This window comes from Phnomibacter sp. (assembly GCF_036803085.1).
Taxonomy (GTDB): Bacteria; Bacteroidota; Bacteroidia; order Chitinophagales; family Chitinophagaceae; genus Phnomibacter.
In genome coordinates this window covers 721,639-738,754 of the sequence record NZ_DAIRUZ010000001.1, presented here as the reverse complement: position 1 = coordinate 738,754, position 17,116 = coordinate 721,639, and the positions used below count along the sequence as shown (strand labels likewise).

The following is a 17,116-nucleotide window of genomic DNA, read 5'->3' as shown; positions in this document are numbered from 1 at the left end:
GGTATAAAATCGAACACAATGTTACCAAGTACCCTGCACAATGCACAGTGCCCGAAGGCTTTTATTTACGCAAACGATGTCAAAATCAGCTGCTGTACACAGGGCATATTCTACTCATAAACGGCTACATTTTTACTGCCTGACGGGCCAGTAATTTCCAGGCTTTCCCCTCTTTCTGAAATACCAGCAAGATGCGTAAGTGTACTTCGCCAGCCACATTATTATCGTTGGTTTTGGCATGCAATTCATGACGAACAACGGCTACTTTTTTATGAATAGCAATAGTTTGATTTTTCAGTTCGATACTGACAAAATCAGATTTGCCACTGGCAATTTTTTCAACGAACTGGGCCTGATTTTCTACAGCACCGCCGCTATGGCCATAGCTAAGCGCTACAGAAGAAACCGCCAATAAAGAATCGGCATTACCCGATACCATGGCACTGCGTAATTGCTCTACAGCAGCAGCTACAGCAGCAGTTTGTTTTTGCTGAGCCTTTGCCAGCGTAACTGTGCAAAATGCAACAAGAAAAGGCAGTATTTTTTTCATGTGTTGTTGTTGTATAAAAATGATGATGCTGCAGCGAACGTAGGTACGATGCAGCAATAAGTTGGGTTAAACAAAAGTTTGCGGCTTAGGTACCAAATCGGTGAGTTCGGTAATTTTTACCGGACGGCCTTCTGCTATGCTTTTACGGGCAGCAATGCCAATGAGGATTGACATGGCACCTTCTCTTGTGCCTGCCAATACATGATGCGGATTATCTGTTGGGTCTACAAAAATGCGGCGCAGCATTCGGATATCGCCGCCCCCATGGCCACCTTTTATTTTTGGCGTGGTGTATATTTCATAATTCTTGGCGAAGTTGTCCATCACCATTATCTCCTGCACTTCTCCTTTAATGGCATCATCGGCATCCGACATTTCTACTGCATGCCTTTTGGCTTGGTCGTCGGGTGTTTTTTGCAAATAAGGAATGTCTTCCCAGGTTTCCATTCTACCTTTTTTTCCATTGAAGGCAATCTGCCAACCTTCGTATGGTGAGTAGGTCGTCAATGAATAATTTACAACCACACCGTTGGCATATTTTATCTGTGCAGACATCTTATCCCAGATGTCGATTTCGTTGCGCCACACACAACCGTCACGTAAGTAACCATCATGTTGTTCATTGTCAGCATATAGTTCCATCAGGCGTTTGTCCTGCGACATATCCCAATAAAAAGCGCATTTATTTTTATACGCACAGGTGCGGCAGTTTTTACCACGGAAATCATTGTTTTTGCCATAATGCTCCAACGCTCCATAAGCACTCACTTCTACTGGTTCGCTATTGAGCCACCAGTTGAGCAAATCAAAATGGTGTGTGGCTTTGTGCACCCACAAGCTGCCTCCTTTGCCTACAAAACCATGCCAGCGACGGAAATAATCAGCACCATGATACACATTGAGGTACCAGTTAAAATCTACAGAAACCACTTTGCCTATTCTGTCTGCAGCCAGCAGTTCTTTCACCTGCATATTGTGCACACTGTGGCGATAATTAAATGCAACGGTCACTTTTTTGCCCGATTTTTTTTCGGCATCCAAAATGCGTTTGCACTTTACTTCATCGGTGGTCATGGGCTTTTCTGTAATCACATTTACACCCATGTTTAGCGCCTGCACTATGAAGTCATCGTGTGTACTATCTACAGTGGTTACAATTACATAGTCGGGCTTGGTTTCCTTTACCATGCTGGTAAAATCGCTATAGGTTTTACAGCTTACACCCATAATGCGTTTGGCAGTTTCCAATCGGCCAGGGTTGATATCGCACAAACCCACAAACTCAAGCACGTCGGCAAAAGTGCTCACCAATGTTTTGCCCCACAGGCTGCTGCCGCGATGACCTGTGCCAACCATGGCCAGTTTAATTTTGCTGCCAGGTTGAATAGCAAAACTTTCAAACGGATGCAACATCAGCGAAGCACCTGCTGCAACGGTGTATTTCATAAAATTTCTTCTTTCCATATTACAATCATTTGGTTTGTTATTGAAAACGAATCCAATCTATATCGATATAACCGCCATCATTAGTAACGGTATTTCTATTGATGAAAAAACCAAGCTTTGCCCCCACCCATCTACCTGGTTTGGCTATAAATTCATTGGGTGTATCTGTATATAACTTTCCGTCGGCACTAAAAGCAAAACGACACTTGGCGCCAGGTTTTACGGTTAGCCGCAGATACACGTCTTGCCCTTGCACCGTTCCCAATAAGGTCACTTTTTCCTGTTTGTTTTTATCCGCATTCAATCGTTCATGATAGTGAACACTTGTGATGCCGTCTTTTTGTGTTAATCCCAAAAAGGCATAATCGGTACCATGTACAATAAAACCAACCTGCTCATTGTTTTTGGTGGCTGAAAAACGAAGCTTGACTGTAGCGGTAAAACTTTCTGCCGGAAATTTTTGCGCCAGCAAATTGTTATAATCCCAGGCATTATTCAAGCTATCGGCACGATAGACGGCAAACAAACGTAAATACCCTTGCGTTGTAGGAAATGCCCATGTAATTTCTGGATTGGCCTGCCACTGCCATTGCTTGCCCAGCAGAGGCAAATTAAACTCATCGCTTGTGGGCGGTGCTTCTATACCTGTAGCAGCAAACGGTTTTTTAAACTGTATTACCGGCTCACCTATTCCGTCATTGTCTGCATCTGCACCAATAACCGGCCAATCATTTTGCCAAACCATGGGTTGCAAATGCACAATGCGGCCGTAAGCTTCCTTATCTTGAAAATGCAGGAACCAATCCTTGCCATCGGCGGCAGTAACCCATGCACCTTGGTGTGGCCCGTTGATGGCTGACTTGCCCTGATCCATCACTACTTTTCTTTCATACGGACCATAAATATTTTTGCTGCGCAACACCAATTGCCAGCCTGTACTTACACCACCTGCAGGTGCAAAAATGTAATAGTAACCATTGCGTTTGTACAACTTTGGTCCTTCTACAGTAGGGTCTTGCGGATGACCATCGAACACCATCACTCCACTACCTAAAGTTTTAGTACCCGAAGCGTTCATTTCTTTTACTACCAAAATAGATTTGATACCGGCACGGCTTCCAGCAAATGCATGTGCCAAATACACTTTACCATCATCATCCCACAGCGGACAAGGATCTATCAAACCTTTGCCGCCTTCCACCAACACCGGCTCCGACCATGGGCCTTGAAAATTGGGGGCTTTGATGACATAAATACCAAAATCAGGATCGGGATAATAGATATAAAACTCCCCCTTGTGAAAACGGATGGATGGTGCCCACACACCTGCTCCATGCTGCACTTTGCTGTAATGTTCTATGGGTTGCAAACGTGGCAATGCATGCCCCACTAATCTCCAATTCACCATGTCGGAAGATTGCAGCAACGGCAGGCCGGGTATGTGTGTAAAGCTGCTGGCCGTCATGTAATACTGGTTACCTACTCGTATGGCATCGGGGTCTGAATAGTCGGCATGCAATACAGGGTTTTGGTAAAATCCATTCCCTTTATCGGAAGCACCCACAGGTATTTGTGCGGTGGTTTTCACAGCCATTACAACACAAATAAAACCTGCGATATAGTTAATCAATCTTTTCATGGTCACTTACATCTTAATACTAGTCAACCAGTTTTTCAACCGGTCCATCCAAAAGTCTTCGGTGGTTTTGTTGTACATACCAAAACCATGGCCACCTTTAGGATACAGGTGCATTTCAGCAAGCACTTTATGTTGAATACATGCCTGATAAAAGCGAAGACTGTTTTCAACAGGCACTCCTGCATCATCGCCGGCATGCACCAGAAAAACAGGGGGCGTTTGCGGAGTTACCTGCAACTCATTGCTAAAAAACTTTAGCTGCTTTTCATCGGGTTTGTTACCTATCAGGTTGGTTTTGGAACCCTTGTGGGTGATGCTGCTATCGAAACTAATCACCGGATAAACAAGTACACCGAAATCAGGCCTAGCGCTGGTGGTGTCGGTGCTAGATGCATCTGCTTTTACATGGAAATGCGTCAGCGCAGTTGACGCTAAGTGACCACCTGCAGAAAAACCCATGATGCCAATTTTGTTCGGGTTGATGCGAAATTGTGTAGCCTTGCTACGTACCAGCTGCACAGCCCGTTGCGCATCTTGCAATGGTGCCATACTCTTGTCGATATTCATGCTATCACTGGGCAAACGATACTTCAATACAAAGGCCGTTACTCCCCAGCTATTTACTACTTCTGCTACACGTGTTCCTTCTTTATCAAATGCCAAAATGCTGTAGCCACCACCAGGACAAATAATGATTGCTGTACCATTGGGCTCTTTGGGAGCATATACCGTAAGCGTAGGCACACTCACTTTTTCAATACGGGTCACATTGTCTTTGAATGTTGTTCCCTCTTTGATGGCGGTTGGTTTACTGTTGGGTACAGCTCCAGAATAAAGGAACATTTCCACTGGTGGTTGTGCCTGAATGGTTGTCATCATACACAGCAATGTGAAGAAGAAAAAAGCTTGTTTCATCTTGAATTATTTACCGCCGGTTTTGCCCGGCCATACGAAAAGTATGGACTGCGTATTTTCAAAAAACGAACCTGCAGAAAAACGACCGATTTGTGGTCCGCTAAAAATGTTTTCCAAGCTGTACTGTCGGGCTTGCTTCTTGCTCAGCTGCTTTGCCCAAGGCACCCGCTGTGCTGTGGCTGCACCCGGACCGCTATTCTTGTATTCTGCGTAAAAAGTGGTTTGTTCATTGGCTGGATTATCCCAGTTATGCCAACCCACGGGAGCCAACTGTGCAGGCAGCTGGCAGTACATAAACACCGTTTTGGCATGAGCCCGCCAGGGTCGGCCCAAATAAAATTTAGTGACACTGCTATCAGCGGTGATGTTGCAATAGCGAAATACATAGCCAAATTGTTTGCCAGCGGTTGTACTGGCTGCTGTGATGTAAGAATTTACTTTGATGCGAATGTTGCAACTATCAAACACAGCAGTGGCAGGACCGAAAATAAAATCAGTTGTGCCTTCAATATCACACTTCAAAAAATACTGACGGCACAATTCGCCACCGGTAAAAATGGTATCCTGATTGCCCAGAAACCGACAGTTAATAAACAGCGCCTGATCGGCATCTACATACAATGCCAGTGCCTGTCCCACTCTGCCCGAATTGTTTTCAAACGTGATGTTTTGAGCAGTAAATCGATTGCCACTCACTTTCACTGTGTAAGATGAAAAAGTGCCATGCTTGCCTTTTTCGTAAGGCTTGCCAGAGTAATCGTCGAAAGTGATGATGGTGCCTTCTACACTCTCACCAATCATGGTGATGTCTGTGTTGTTAGCCAGAATTTCGAGCTTCTCTTTGTACACGCCATTTTTAATGTACAATGTAATGGGTGCCAGCGGATAGCCACGCATGGCTTTGATGGCCTCACCAATAGTGGTGTAATCTCCAGAGCCGTCTTGTGCTACAGCAAAAATGTATTTGTATTGTTGCGGGTTGGCCGTTTGTGCCTGCAATGCAGCAACAGCAATAAACAGCAACATCATTATTGTACAAAATCTTTTCATCATGGTAACAATCGTTTGCAGTTGAAAGCAACACCACATGCTGATGCAGCTCATCTTTCGAAGATTCATTTTTTTGTCCGATCAACTGTCCTGCTGTATAGTTCAGGAAGCTGCGCTTTGATTTGTTGCAATACCAGCTGCGCCACCAACCGGGCACCCAGTTCATTAAAGTGTGTATTGTCTTCCTTTCCTTCGGGATAGTTCGGATGTTCTCCGGGTTTCAATTGCAAAAACAACCACTTAGATTGTGCTTCGCCAAACTGCTGATACAATGCTTTGGTGGCCGTATTCATATCAAACAGCAACACATTTTTTTCTTTGACCACTTCTTGTATGTACGCAATGTATTCAGGATGTGTTTCTTCCTGTTGGCCCTGCGCATCAAACTTGCGGCGGCTAACAGGCGTCATCAACACAGCGGTCATGCCTTTGCTGCGGGCTTCATCTACAAAGCGACGCAAATTGTTTTTATAATCTTCTGGTTTGGTATAGCTTTTTTTAGTGGGCACTTCATCGTTGTGGCAAAATTGGATGAACACATAATCGCCGGATTTTCCTTCCTGCAAAATGGATTGCCACAAACCTTCTTCTATAAATGTGCGGCTACTGCGGCCATTCTTTGCTTTGTTTACCACCTTAACAGATGAATCCCAGAAATGCACAAAAGGCATGCCCCAACCGGCTTCAGGATAGGCTTTCTGCTCTTTGATACTCATGGTAGAATCGCCGGCCAAAAAGATTTTAATTGGAGAACGCTTCGCTTGAAATGCCCACAAGAGTAAGGCTGCCATCAGCATTCCGAAAGTTGTGTACAAGTGGCGTGTATTCATCATCCATGTATTTGCGTAACCAACAATTGAGTTTAGTTTTTTAGCAGGCTGTTCATGTACACTTCAAGGTTACAATACCATTTCGACAGACCGAAAGCAACAGCATCTTGCGGATTGTTTTTATCCAATCCATTTTTTATTTCCCAAGCATCAGGCATACCATCTTTATCCGTGTCCAATGGTGCTGGCAAGGCTTTCAATGCAGGCCAAGCGGTAACTGTTTTCTCATACGCTGTACCATGCGGATAGCCACCTTGCACATCAATGATATTACCATCTCCCTTTACAATATTTTGCAGAATACGTGCATCCAAAGTATCTCTGCTGTGGCTGGCTCCTGCATGCTTCAGCATGGCCTTGTATGCATCTATGGATGATTGCGGCGTAATGGCCAACACATCAAATGGTTGTTGCATCACAATACTATCGCCACTGAATGGCGCTTTGCCGTCACCAATATGAATGCCTTGCATATTCGTCATACTCACCGCCGGATATCCTTCCACTGTATTTCCGTCGACAAAAAATTTACCGAAGCCAACTTGTTCGTTGCGGGTAGGATTTACAATGCGGCCGGTTACTTTTTTACCCGTTGCAGGGCCGGGTTTGTAATAATTACCCACTACATTGTATCGGCCTGCTTCTCCACCATATACATTGTTGCCACCCCAGTTGTAAATGAGGTTGTTTCTAAAGTCGACCAACTCGATACTAGCACCAAGCCGTGTACCGTTGAAGCGGGGTGTACGGCTCACACAATGCGCAAATACATTGTGGTGTGCCGATAAATGAGCTCCGCCCCAAATGCCACCATACCCGTGATGTTCCCAGTCTTTATCGCCTGTTTCAAAATGATAAGAATAGTTAAGTGGCTCTGCAATAATGTTCCACTGAATGCTTACACTATCGCCACCGTACATAGAAAAAACTTCATCTGTACTCCAACTGAAACTACAATGATCTATGATGACATTTTTGCGACGACCACCGCTAAAAGCATCGTCTCCTCCGCTGCCATCTACCATACCTGCCTGGCTTTGGTAGCGGTCGCCCATGCGAAAACGCATGTAGCGTAAAATGATGTTATCGCCATTCAACGATACGTTGTGATCGGCAATGCAAATACCATCACCCGGTGCTGTTTGACCTGCAATTGTTGCATGCCCGTTTATAACCAGTTTAGATTGAAGATGTATGGTACCCGACACGGCAAACACAATCATTCGTTTGCCTTTGGCCTCGGCAGCTTCTCTGAAACTGCCTGGTCCGGCATCGTTGAGATTGTCAACTACATACACTTTACCGCCGCGTCCACCGGTAGTGAATTTTCCAAAGCCCTCAGCACCGGGAAATGCCAACGCAGGTTCTTGCACATTTACTTGTGGCTGAGCACTGCAAGACAATGCTAAAGAGTACAATCCCAATATCCATCCTGCTTTCATGGGGTAAAAATTTGCTCCTTCAGCGCAGTGCAACTGAAGGAGCTAATGAAAAAACAGCTTCTGTAAAAGGTACCTTTAATAATTCGGATTTTGCTTGAGCTTACCCTGATAGGCTGCAATGGTAGCCTGGTCGTAAGGGAACAATTCACTTTTGCCGGGGGTAAAAAAGGAAGCAACTCCTTGCCACAACGGACGACCATCAATTTGATTACTATTAAGATGCTGTGCCCAATCAGTACGTGTCCAGCCAGTTGTTGGAGAAGGTACTTGAGTAGGCCGCCAAAAAGGTTGTGCAGTTGCAGGTGAACCCACTCCGGCAAAGTATTGAATTTCTTCACCGCTGTTTCTCCAGTAAATGTATTGCGGTACATTGGCGTATGGTGCACGTCGGTCACGAATGGCCTGAATATTGGCTTTCGCTTCAGCTATTTTGGTAGCGAGCAAATTCCAACGGAGCAAATCGTATTTACGAATGCCCTCATGGCCGAATTCTAAATAACGTTCATTTACAATAGCGTTGAAAAATCCGGCTTTGTCTGTAGGTGTGGTACCTATCAACGCAGCGTTGCCGTTGAATGCTCTTTTGCGTACTTCTTCAAAAGCAGCAATAGCTTCTGCAGTAGGGCCATTGTTTATTTCGTTTACTGCTTCAGCATACATAAGCAATACATCTGAAAACCTTATAACAGACCAGTTGTAGCCAACATTCAACACTGTACCTGGCAACAAAGGATTACGCCAGTCTCGGCGGTATTTACCAGTGTTCATTTCACCCAAGCGGCGCTGGCTTTTTATATTGGTAGAAGAGGTAACCTGATAATGCGTAATAGTCACGTCTCTTCTGCTATCGGCAGAGTCGAAAGCATAAAAGTAATTTGGCAGCATTACAATTCCACCGCCACCTGCACCGTATCGTGATGCATTGTTCAGATTTGGACCATCATAATTTCCCATGCGGCTATCGCTGTTGCTATTGCCGCCACCTGCACCTACTTCAAACAAAATTTCTGCTTGTGGATCGTATTGGAAAGAAGTGAGTTTGCGCCAAATATCAATATAGCTGGGGTTTAGCGTATGCTGGTCGCGACGGGCCATCAGTTCTTCACATTCTTTCTTTGCCATTTCATAGTAAGTGAGGTAATCACTTCTACGCTCCATTTGTCCGTTTTGACGAAGAGAAAAACCACCACGAGCCAATGCAATACGGGCACGTAATGCCTTAGCGGCCCCTTTTGTAATACGTTCGTTGCGAGGTCCGGCATCTGTACGCCAAGGCAAAAGGTCGATGGCAACGGCTAAATCACTCAGGATTTTATTGTATGTAGTATCGCGGTCTTCTTGCGGTACAAAGAGGTCTGGTTGCTTGTACGCTGGTACCATGGGTGCTGGCACATCGCCCCAGTTGCGAATGAGTTCGTGATAGAACTGTGCACGTAGCGCAAGTGCTTCTCCGTACATCCTTTTCAATTCGCGTTGCTCCGTTGCCGTGCCACTCTTGTATTTTTCCATCAATGGAATTTGCTCGATACACAGGTTGGCTTTTTCTATACCCCGGTACAACTGGCGAAAAGGGTTGGCAATTTCTGAATTCGTGAGCAGCAACTGATAGCGGCCCACACCACGGCGACCGTTATCAATATTACCACTTACAATTCCTTCATCAGTATCGTAAGGATAATACATACTGATTCGAATGCCATATCCATTATCACCCTGCAATTCGTCGTACACGCCAACCAAGGCATTGTAGGTATTGGATACATCAGAAAAAACCTGATCGATACCGTATTGAGAAATGGGCTCTACAACTGTATATTTTTTACAAGAGCTGATTCCGAAAATTGCTGCTGACATTGCAGCCGCTATGAAAGTCCTTTGTATTTGCTTTTTCATAAGGCTTCGTATTTAAGGCTGAGTCAAATTAGAAAGTTACGTTTACACCAAACACCCAAGTACGTGAACGAGGATATGCGGCAAAGTCTACACCAGGTGTAAGCGGGTCAGAACGACGGGCTGTTACATCAGGATCGTAGCCGGTATAATTGGTAAGCGTAGCAAGGTTGTTCACCGTACCAAACACTCGTAACGTGCTTATCTTGATGCGAGACAAAACTTTGGCAGGCAATGTTTAACCAAGTGTTACGTTATTGATACGCAGGTATGAGCCATCTTCAACGGCCCAAGAATGCAACCACCAACGTTGTACCCTTACCGGGCTCCAGATTTTTGCGTTTGCATTCAACGCAGCCAACGCCTTAGGTTCTGTTACTATGTTACCATTGTCATCAATATTTGTCCAGCGGTCTTTCATGATGTTGAGCATATTCAGGTTTGAAAATGCGCCATCTGTCCACTCCAATTTATTGGCATTATAAATATCGTTGCCCACTACAAAATTCACAAAAATGCTGGCGTCGAAATTGCCATAGCGGAACTGGTTGTTCCAGCCACCGGTGAAGGTTGGGTTGGCATTACCAATAATGGTGCGGTCTTTATCGGCAGTAATTATGCCATCACCATCAAGGTCTTTCCACTTGAGCATACCGGGTTGTGGTGTGCCATACACCGCATTCACGGGTACGCCTTGCTTTATGGTGTACACACCGGTGGTAGCGTTATAATCGAAATCATCAATTTGATAATAACCATCGGTTTGGAAGCCATACATCAAACCAACAGGCTGTCCAACTTTTACCAGGTAATCGGGCACACCATCTGTTCCCTGCCAGCCGGAGTTACGTTCAATGAAATCTACACCGCCAAGGCTTTCTACTTTATTACGGTTGAAAGCAATGTTGAAATTGCTTGTCCAGGTGAAATTCTTGTTGTTGATGGGCGTTGCATTAATCTGTATTTCTAAACCACGGTTGCTGGTAGAACCAATATTTTGTATTTGTGAAGTATAACCGGTAGTTGGTGGTATTGCCACAGCCAGCAACAAATCATTGGCTTTATTTTTATACGCATCTACTGTTACCTGAAGGTTGTTGTTGAAGAAAGCCAGATCCAAACCTACGTTCATGGTGGTGTTTCTTTCCCAACGCAAACCTGGGTTAGCTAAAGCAGTTGGTGCAAAACCTGGTACAATGCTATGATTGAAAGCATACTGTCCGGTTACACCATACAACTGCAGGTACAGCAGGTTATCAATACGGTTGTTGCCCACTGCACCATAACCAATACGCACCTTTCCTTCATCCAGCCACTTGGCGTTTTTCATAAAGCCTTCGCGGTTGAAGCGCCAGGCAAAAGAGCCCGACGGGAACACCAGGCTTCCGTTGCTGGCGTTGAACTTTGAAGAACGGTCGCTTCGCAAATTGAAAGTGGCCAGGTACTTATCATCGTAGGTATAACTTACCCTGCTGAAGTAAGACAGAATGCGGCTGGGTGGCTGCACAAAAGTAGTGGGCAATGGCTGTGCTGAACCAGTTGGTGCAGAGCCTAAGCCCATGTTGGCCAATGCCTTTTCAGCAGAAATATCGGCAGGGAAAAAGCGGGTTTCAAAAGCTTCCGTCATAGAGCGTTGCTGCACAATTTCCTGACCCACCAACACGCTGAAGTCATGCTTATCCTTGTAGTTGTTTACACTGTACTGTAATGTGTTTGAATTGTTGAAAGAGTTGTTGTCTTGAGAACCGATGGAAGCCAATGGTAACTGACCAAAGTTCCTGGCATTGGCTGTGATTTTGCTGTAGAACAATTTCGTTTGCACACTGGCATTATCATAACCCAATGTAGAACGGAAAGTGAGGTTTTTAGCAATGTTGTAATTGAGGTAACCAGTAAAGTATGTTCCCTTGGTGTATTGGCGGCGATACTCTGCCTGTGTAAGCAACACAGGGTTAGTTGCACCAGCAGATGCAAGGAAATATGCTTCATCAAAATCATCTATGCCACCATTCGGAGTTGGTATTTCAAACGGACGATAATTAATGGCGTGACGCAAACGGTTGGTAGTTCTTGTACCACTATTGCTGGTACCGGCACCCTTTATGGTTTGATCGAGATAACGCATGGTAAAACCTACCCGCACTTTAGAATTCAACCGGTGGTCCAATTTAAAATTGACGAGGTACCGGTCGAAGCCTGATTCGAGCTGTACCCCTTCTTCTTTGTTGCCGGTAAGGCTAAGGTTGAATGTGGTATTTTGGTTACCACCATTTACCACTACGTTGTGGTTTTGAAATGAAGCAGTACGACCAAACACCTGCTCTTGCCAGTTAATGGGTGCCATGTTTTTATACACGTTCAACGTATCCCAGGTGGTACCATAGGTTTGTGCAAAACTGCTGCTATCAGCAACACTGCCGCGGCTACGTTCGTACTGCCAGCGTACAAAATCGTACGGGCTTAATACATCCATTGTTCTTGGCAAGGTTCGAACCCCCATTTGACCATTGTACGACACCATTGTTTTACCAGCCTTACCACCTTTGGTAGTAATGATGATAACACCGTTGGCAGCACGGGCTCCGTAGATGGCTGTAGTAGAGGCATCTTTCAACACGTCAATAGATTGAATGTCTTGTGGCGACAACACATTCAATGCATTTTCTACTTGCACACCATCAACAATGTAAAGGGGTGAATTGTCCTGCGTGATGGAACCGCCACCCCGAACACGAATGATTATTTCAGCACCAGGAGCACCTTCGGTAGCAATAGCCTGCACACCGGCAAGCCGGCCCTGAATAGCTTCTGCCGCAGAAGAAATCGGCACATCTTTTATTTGTTTGGCAGATACCGAAGACACTGAACCGGTAAGGTTTTTACGGGTTACCGTAGAGTAACCCACCACCACTACATCTTCCAGATTTGAAGCCACTCTTTCGAGTCTTACTTCTACCGGCGTTTTACCATCGGTAGCTACAGAGGTGCTTTTGAAACCTGTGTAACTAAAGCTAAGGGTTACCCTGCCAGCAGCAGTTACAGTTAGGCTGAAGTTGCCTTCTGCATCAGTTTGCGTTCCGGTTTTGGAACCTTGCAATACTACACTCACCGCATTCAGCGGATTGCCGGTATCATCGGTTACTTTCCCTTTTATTTGCCGGGATTGAGCCAATGCTGCAGTAGGCAGCAAAATTGCCAGCAGGCAATACAATAAGAGTTGTTTCATAAGCACACAAGCATTTAAAAAAAAATGAACAATGGCAAAGAAGGAGTCGTAGAAACAAAGATTATTTGCCTGCAGTTTTTAGTAGCAACATTAGCACACCACCTGAAAATGTTGACATATTCGTAGCATACAGCCAGAAATAAACAACCATTGAAGGACTGATTTTATGGTGGCGGAAATGAGGGTATTCAATCAGCAAGCAAATCATCATCATTTCACAGAACAATGCTACTCACATTTTATTTTTCGGGGGATGATGTGCCATTCTTTATTTACGCAATCGTTACCATTTTCAATCCATTCATGCACCGCTTTAACGGGTAAATATTACCAACAGTTTTGTGGAGAAAAACTCACCCCTACTTTTACCTGTACATTTACCCTGCAAAAATCGATGCTATGAAATTTGAAGCCGCCACTATTAAAGATATTGCCAAGGCATTGGGCGTTTCTACCTCCACAGTATCAAGGGCACTGAGAGACAGCCACGAAATAAGCCCCGAAACCAAGCAACTGGTAATTGAATGTGCTGAGCGGCTCAATTACAAACCCAACCCAATAGCCCTGAGTTTGAAAGAAAAACGCAGCCGTTCTATTGGTTTGGTGGTTACAGAAATAGCCAATAACTTTTTTTCACAAATCATCAATGGTATTGAATCCATTGCGTACGATAAAGGCTATAATGTCATCATCACCCAAACCTTTGAATCGTACGACCGGGAAGTGATGGATGTTCAATTTCTTGCCTCCCGGGGCGTGGACGGACTGATAATTTCCTTATCAACCGAAACGCATGACCTCAGCCATTTAAAGGCGCTGCACGACCGTGGCTTGCCCATTGTTTTCTTTGATCGTATCACCGATGAAATCAATACGCACAAAGTAATTGTAGACAATTACAAAGGATCATTTGAAGCCACCGAACACTTGTTGCAAATGGGGGCCAAACGCATTGCTGTTATCAGCAGCTCAGAGTTTTTGAGTATTACCAAAGACCGGGTGGCTGGCTACAAAGAAGCCCTGAAAATGCATGGCATGGAACCGACCGATGAACTCATTCATTACAGCTATTATAGTGGCATGGTGTTTTCTGAAGTCGAGGAAATCATCAATAAGTTATTTACACTGAAACACAAGCCTGATGCTATTTTAACCACCAGCGATAAAATAACCACCGGTGTATTAAAAACCCTCAAGCGTCGCGGCATTCGCATACCCGACGATGTAGCATTGGCCGGTTTTTCCAATACCGATATTCCAGAATTGTTAGATCCGCCACTTACAATTGTACAGCAACCATCCCGCGAAATGGGCGAAGCAGCCGTGAGCCTGCTACTGCAAATGATTGAAAGCAAACGCCCCATCCGAGACTTTGAAAAAAGAATGCTTTCGCCGGAGTTGCAAATCAGGTCATCGTCGGTTGTAAAAAAGAAGGCGGGAAAGAAGCCATCGGGCAAATGATTGTAGCTGGCATTTACCCCCAACCAAGGGAGGTATACAGGCGTCTGCTGCGTTTCCCATAGTTTTGTTGCACATCAATGCGTACCCCTGAATGGAGGAGTTTTTTATATTATTTGGCCTCATTATCCTGAACGGTCTTTTTTCCATGAGCGAAATTGCGCTGGTTTCGGCCCGCAAAACCCGCCTCGAACACCTGGCAAATGAAGGAGATTCCAAAGCCATCATTGCCCTGAAACTGATAGAAAAACCGGAAGTTTTTTTGAGTACGGTTCAGGTAGGCATTACCCTCATCAGCATCGTTACCGGTTTGTATTCAGGCGAAAAATTCAGCAAAGACCTCGAGCCTTTTATAGCCAATATTTCTTTTTTACAACCTTACGCAGCCTCGGTTAGTACCACGCTGGTGGTTATTGTGGTTACCTTTTTATCCATTTTAATTGGCGAACTCATCCCCAAAAAACTGGCCATGCTCCGGTCAGAAAAAATTGCCCTTACCGCTGCGCCTTTCATGTGGTTTTTATCGAAGCTTACCCTGCCTGCCATTTGGTTGCTCAATGCATTGTCGGGCATGTTCTTTCGGTTGTTTAAAATAAAAGAAACAAAGCTTTCCGTTGTAACCGAAGAAGAAATAAAAGCTCTGGTAAGCGAAAGTGCAGAAAGTGGCGAAATAGACGAAACCGAACAACAAATTATTGAACGGGTGTTTCACCTGGGCGACCGTAGCATTACATCGCTTATGACGCACCGGAGCGATATTGTTTGGCTGCCGCTCCATGGCACCATCGAAGATTTGCTGAAAAAAATGCAGCCCTCGCCCCACTCGGTGTACCCGCTGTGCGACGGAGGCATTGATGATATTGTAGGCATTTTGCAATTGAAAGATATTGTGCTGGCCGACCGCAATACCCATCTGTCACACTTTAAAAAAGAAGCCGTGTTTGTGCCCGACAACAATACGGCTTACCAGCTGATGGAGAAGTTTAAAAAAACAAAAGTACACTCGGCTTTTATAGTAGATGAATACGGCACGCTACAAGGCATGATTACCCTCAACGATATTCTGGAAGCCATTGTAGGCGACATACCCGAACAAGGCGATGATGATTATGAAATGATACGCCGGGAAGATGGTAGCTACCTGGTAGATGCCCGCCTGCCTTTCTATGACTTCCTCAGCCGCTTTGATAAAGAAGACTGGATGGACGACGAGCAGGAGTTTGATACTGTAGGTGGTTTTATCATCCACCACCTCGAACGCATCCCGTCTACCGGGGACCTTTTTGAATGGCGGGGTTTCAAATTTGAAATCATTGATAAAGACGGAGCCCGAATCGATAAAATTCTGGTGGTCATCACCGACCCATCTTTATTGCCCGATGCTGAAAGGGAAGACGAATTGGGCGATGCCTGAGGCTAAAATTTAAACACCACTTCGCTGGAAGGATTATCGAGCTTGTAGCTCTGCTGCTGCCCGTTTACGGTTACGTGGTGCATGTTTATCTGCTCCTTTTTGTACTCGTACAACAATCGGTTTGAAATCTGCAGTTGCTTCAGGGTAGGCACTTGAGTAATTTCGAAATAACACCAGGTGCTTTCCTCTACCCTTTCCGAACCAATGTAGTTCCATTTGCAAAGCTTGCCATCTACCCGAAACTGCATTTTCTCTTTGAGGTAAGTATTGATGAGGCTGTCGGTGGCGGCGTTGGGCTGGTACAAATCAATTTTCTTTCCGGGAAAGCGCAGCTTCAACGTGTTTTCAAAATCATCTGTAAAAATGCGGACGCTGGTTTCCAGCGATTGCTCAACCTTGTTGTGATTTACTTCTATCACACTCACAAAAAACGGGTGCCAAAAGGCCGCCAGCAACACGGGCAACAAAGATTTGATCATCAACATGGCGCAAATGTCTGCACTCGGCTGTGTACCACCAAAGTGAATTCATCGCCACTCATCAAAAACCTTAGGCCACTGCCTTCAGCTTCGCTTGTTTTTTGCCCTTGAAGCGTCTATTATTCTTTTTACTACAATTGGTTATTTCCTTTACTTCGGCGCATGTTTTGGGATTATTTTCATATCGGCTGGGATCATATCATTAACCACAATGCCTGGGATCACCTGCTGTTCATCATGGCGCTGAGTGCCATTTATGTGTTTAAAGACTGGAAACAAGTACTCATTTTAGTTACGGCTTTTACCATTGGCCACACGGTTACTCTCATTTTGGCTACGTTCAATATCATCCGTTTCAGCAGCAGCTGGATTGAATTTCTGATTCCTGTGACCATCATGATAACAGCGTTGCTCAATACGCTGATGAAGAAATTCACCCCCAAATCTGTTCGCCTCAATTACTTTCTGGCATTGGCATTTGGTCTTATACATGGCATGGGCTTTGCCAACGGGTTGCGCAGTTTATTGGGTAAAGAATCCGATATATTGCTACCCTTGCTCGGCTTCAACCTTGGCCTTGAAGCCGGCCAACTGGTAGCCGTGCTGGGCTTACTTATACTCGCAGCCATTTGGCAGGGGGTATTCAAAGTAAGCCGCCGCGATTGGGTGTTGTTTTTGAGTGGAGGCGCTTTTATGGCAGCTCTCGTAATGGCCATGGAACGCTTACCTTTCAACCTTTAATGTCAATTTCTCCTTCTATAAAAACCAATACTACGT

Annotated in this window: 14 protein-coding genes; 3 read left to right on the top strand and 11 right to left on the bottom strand. The window is 45.0% G+C overall.

The genetic code is table 11. The features are described 5' to 3' along the window. Positions 1 to 124: 124 nt before the first annotated feature. From V7Q13_RS03120 to V7Q13_RS03075, 10 genes are all read right to left on the bottom strand, one after another. Complete coding sequence (locus V7Q13_RS03120; RefSeq protein WP_333799221.1) at positions 125 to 550, bottom strand: nuclear transport factor 2 family protein; 426 nt, start codon at positions 548 to 550, stop codon at positions 125 to 127. 66 nt (positions 551 to 616) lie between these two features. Then, positions 617 to 2,014 carry a Gfo/Idh/MocA family protein gene (locus tag V7Q13_RS03115; RefSeq protein ID WP_333799220.1) on the bottom strand — a complete coding sequence of 466 codons (1,398 nt, stop codon included), beginning with the start codon at positions 2,012 to 2,014 and terminating at the stop codon, positions 617 to 619. 19 nt (positions 2,015 to 2,033) lie between these two features. Further along, positions 2,034 to 3,635 carry a glycoside hydrolase family 43 protein gene (locus V7Q13_RS03110; protein WP_333799219.1) on the bottom strand — a complete coding sequence of 534 codons (1,602 nt, stop codon included), beginning with the start codon at positions 3,633 to 3,635 and terminating at the stop codon, positions 2,034 to 2,036. Between the two features lie 6 nt (positions 3,636 to 3,641). Beyond that, entirely contained in the window at positions 3,642 to 4,550 is a 909-nt protein-coding gene (locus V7Q13_RS03105) for an alpha/beta hydrolase (protein ID WP_333799218.1), read from the bottom strand. A gap of 6 nt (positions 4,551 to 4,556) precedes the next feature. Further along, complete coding sequence (locus tag V7Q13_RS03100; protein WP_333799217.1) at positions 4,557 to 5,603, bottom strand: pectinesterase family protein; 1,047 nt, start codon at positions 5,601 to 5,603, stop codon at positions 4,557 to 4,559. Positions 5,604 to 5,665: 62 nt separating this feature from the next. Beyond that, the gene (locus V7Q13_RS03095) at positions 5,666 to 6,391 is read right to left on the bottom strand and encodes a rhamnogalacturonan acetylesterase (RefSeq protein WP_333799216.1); all 726 of its coding nucleotides are present in this window, start codon (positions 6,389 to 6,391) and stop codon (positions 5,666 to 5,668) included. 71 nt (positions 6,392 to 6,462) lie between these two features. Then, positions 6,463 to 7,872, bottom strand: a complete 1,410-nt coding sequence (locus tag V7Q13_RS03090) for a pectate lyase family protein (RefSeq protein ID WP_333799215.1) — start codon at positions 7,870 to 7,872, stop codon at positions 6,463 to 6,465. Between the two features lie 75 nt (positions 7,873 to 7,947). Beyond that, positions 7,948 to 9,726 carry a RagB/SusD family nutrient uptake outer membrane protein gene (locus tag V7Q13_RS03085; protein WP_333799214.1) on the bottom strand — a complete coding sequence of 593 codons (1,779 nt, stop codon included), beginning with the start codon at positions 9,724 to 9,726 and terminating at the stop codon, positions 7,948 to 7,950. 67 nt (positions 9,727 to 9,793) lie between these two features. Next, positions 9,794 to 9,982, bottom strand: coding sequence for a hypothetical protein (locus tag V7Q13_RS03080; RefSeq protein ID WP_333799213.1), 189 nt, complete (start codon positions 9,980 to 9,982; stop codon positions 9,794 to 9,796). An 18-nt stretch (positions 9,983 to 10,000) separates the two neighbouring features. Further along, complete coding sequence (locus tag V7Q13_RS03075; protein ID WP_333799212.1) at positions 10,001 to 12,988, bottom strand: SusC/RagA family TonB-linked outer membrane protein; 2,988 nt, start codon at positions 12,986 to 12,988, stop codon at positions 10,001 to 10,003. A 399-nt stretch (positions 12,989 to 13,387) separates the two neighbouring features. Here V7Q13_RS03075 and V7Q13_RS03070 point away from each other — a divergent pair, with 399 nt between their 5' ends. Together V7Q13_RS03070 and V7Q13_RS03065 are read left to right on the top strand one after the other, a co-directional pair. Beyond that, the gene (locus V7Q13_RS03070; RefSeq protein ID WP_333799211.1) at positions 13,388 to 14,449 is read left to right on the top strand and encodes a LacI family DNA-binding transcriptional regulator; all 1,062 of its coding nucleotides are present in this window, start codon (positions 13,388 to 13,390) and stop codon (positions 14,447 to 14,449) included. A gap of 91 nt (positions 14,450 to 14,540) precedes the next feature. Further along, positions 14,541 to 15,860: a hemolysin family protein gene (locus tag V7Q13_RS03065; RefSeq protein WP_333799210.1), complete on the top strand. Its 1,320-nt coding sequence runs from the start codon at positions 14,541 to 14,543 to the stop codon at positions 15,858 to 15,860. Between the two features lie 2 nt (positions 15,861 to 15,862). Here V7Q13_RS03065 and V7Q13_RS03060 read toward each other — a convergent pair whose 3' ends face one another. Next, complete coding sequence (locus tag V7Q13_RS03060) at positions 15,863 to 16,345, bottom strand: DUF6702 family protein (protein WP_333799209.1); 483 nt, start codon at positions 16,343 to 16,345, stop codon at positions 15,863 to 15,865. A 156-nt stretch (positions 16,346 to 16,501) separates the two neighbouring features. Between V7Q13_RS03060 and V7Q13_RS03055 the strand changes: the two genes are divergently transcribed. Next, positions 16,502 to 17,080 carry a HupE/UreJ family protein gene (locus V7Q13_RS03055; protein WP_333799208.1) on the top strand — a complete coding sequence of 193 codons (579 nt, stop codon included), beginning with the start codon at positions 16,502 to 16,504 and terminating at the stop codon, positions 17,078 to 17,080. Positions 17,081 to 17,116 lie beyond the last annotated feature (36 nt).

What these genes read in the sequence shown, in the direction of transcription:
- V7Q13_RS03085 (WP_333799214.1), bottom strand. Translation starts at nt 9,726, where the DNA reads ATGTCAGCAGCAATTTTCGGAATCAGCTCTTGTAAAAAATATACAGTT.
- V7Q13_RS03065 (WP_333799210.1), top strand. Translation starts at nt 14,541, where the DNA reads ATGGAGGAGTTTTTTATATTATTTGGCCTCATTATCCTGAACGGTCTT.
- V7Q13_RS03110 (WP_333799219.1), bottom strand. Translation starts at nt 3,635, where the DNA reads ATGAAAAGATTGATTAACTATATCGCAGGTTTTATTTGTGTTGTAATG.
- V7Q13_RS03075 (WP_333799212.1), bottom strand. Translation starts at nt 12,988, where the DNA reads ATGAAACAACTCTTATTGTATTGCCTGCTGGCAATTTTGCTGCCTACT.
- V7Q13_RS03070 (WP_333799211.1), top strand. Translation starts at nt 13,388, where the DNA reads ATGAAATTTGAAGCCGCCACTATTAAAGATATTGCCAAGGCATTGGGC.
- V7Q13_RS03090 (WP_333799215.1), bottom strand. Translation starts at nt 7,872, where the DNA reads ATGAAAGCAGGATGGATATTGGGATTGTACTCTTTAGCATTGTCTTGC.
- V7Q13_RS03120 (WP_333799221.1), bottom strand. Translation starts at nt 550, where the DNA reads ATGAAAAAAATACTGCCTTTTCTTGTTGCATTTTGCACAGTTACGCTG.
- V7Q13_RS03095 (WP_333799216.1), bottom strand. Translation starts at nt 6,391, where the DNA reads ATGGCAGCCTTACTCTTGTGGGCATTTCAAGCGAAGCGTTCTCCAATT.
- V7Q13_RS03105 (WP_333799218.1), bottom strand. Translation starts at nt 4,550, where the DNA reads ATGAAACAAGCTTTTTTCTTCTTCACATTGCTGTGTATGATGACAACC.
- V7Q13_RS03100 (WP_333799217.1), bottom strand. Translation starts at nt 5,603, where the DNA reads ATGATGAAAAGATTTTGTACAATAATGATGTTGCTGTTTATTGCTGTT.
- V7Q13_RS03115 (WP_333799220.1), bottom strand. Translation starts at nt 2,014, where the DNA reads ATGGAAAGAAGAAATTTTATGAAATACACCGTTGCAGCAGGTGCTTCG.
- V7Q13_RS03055 (WP_333799208.1), top strand. Translation starts at nt 16,502, where the DNA reads ATGTTTTGGGATTATTTTCATATCGGCTGGGATCATATCATTAACCAC.
- V7Q13_RS03060 (WP_333799209.1), bottom strand. Translation starts at nt 16,345, where the DNA reads ATGTTGATGATCAAATCTTTGTTGCCCGTGTTGCTGGCGGCCTTTTGG.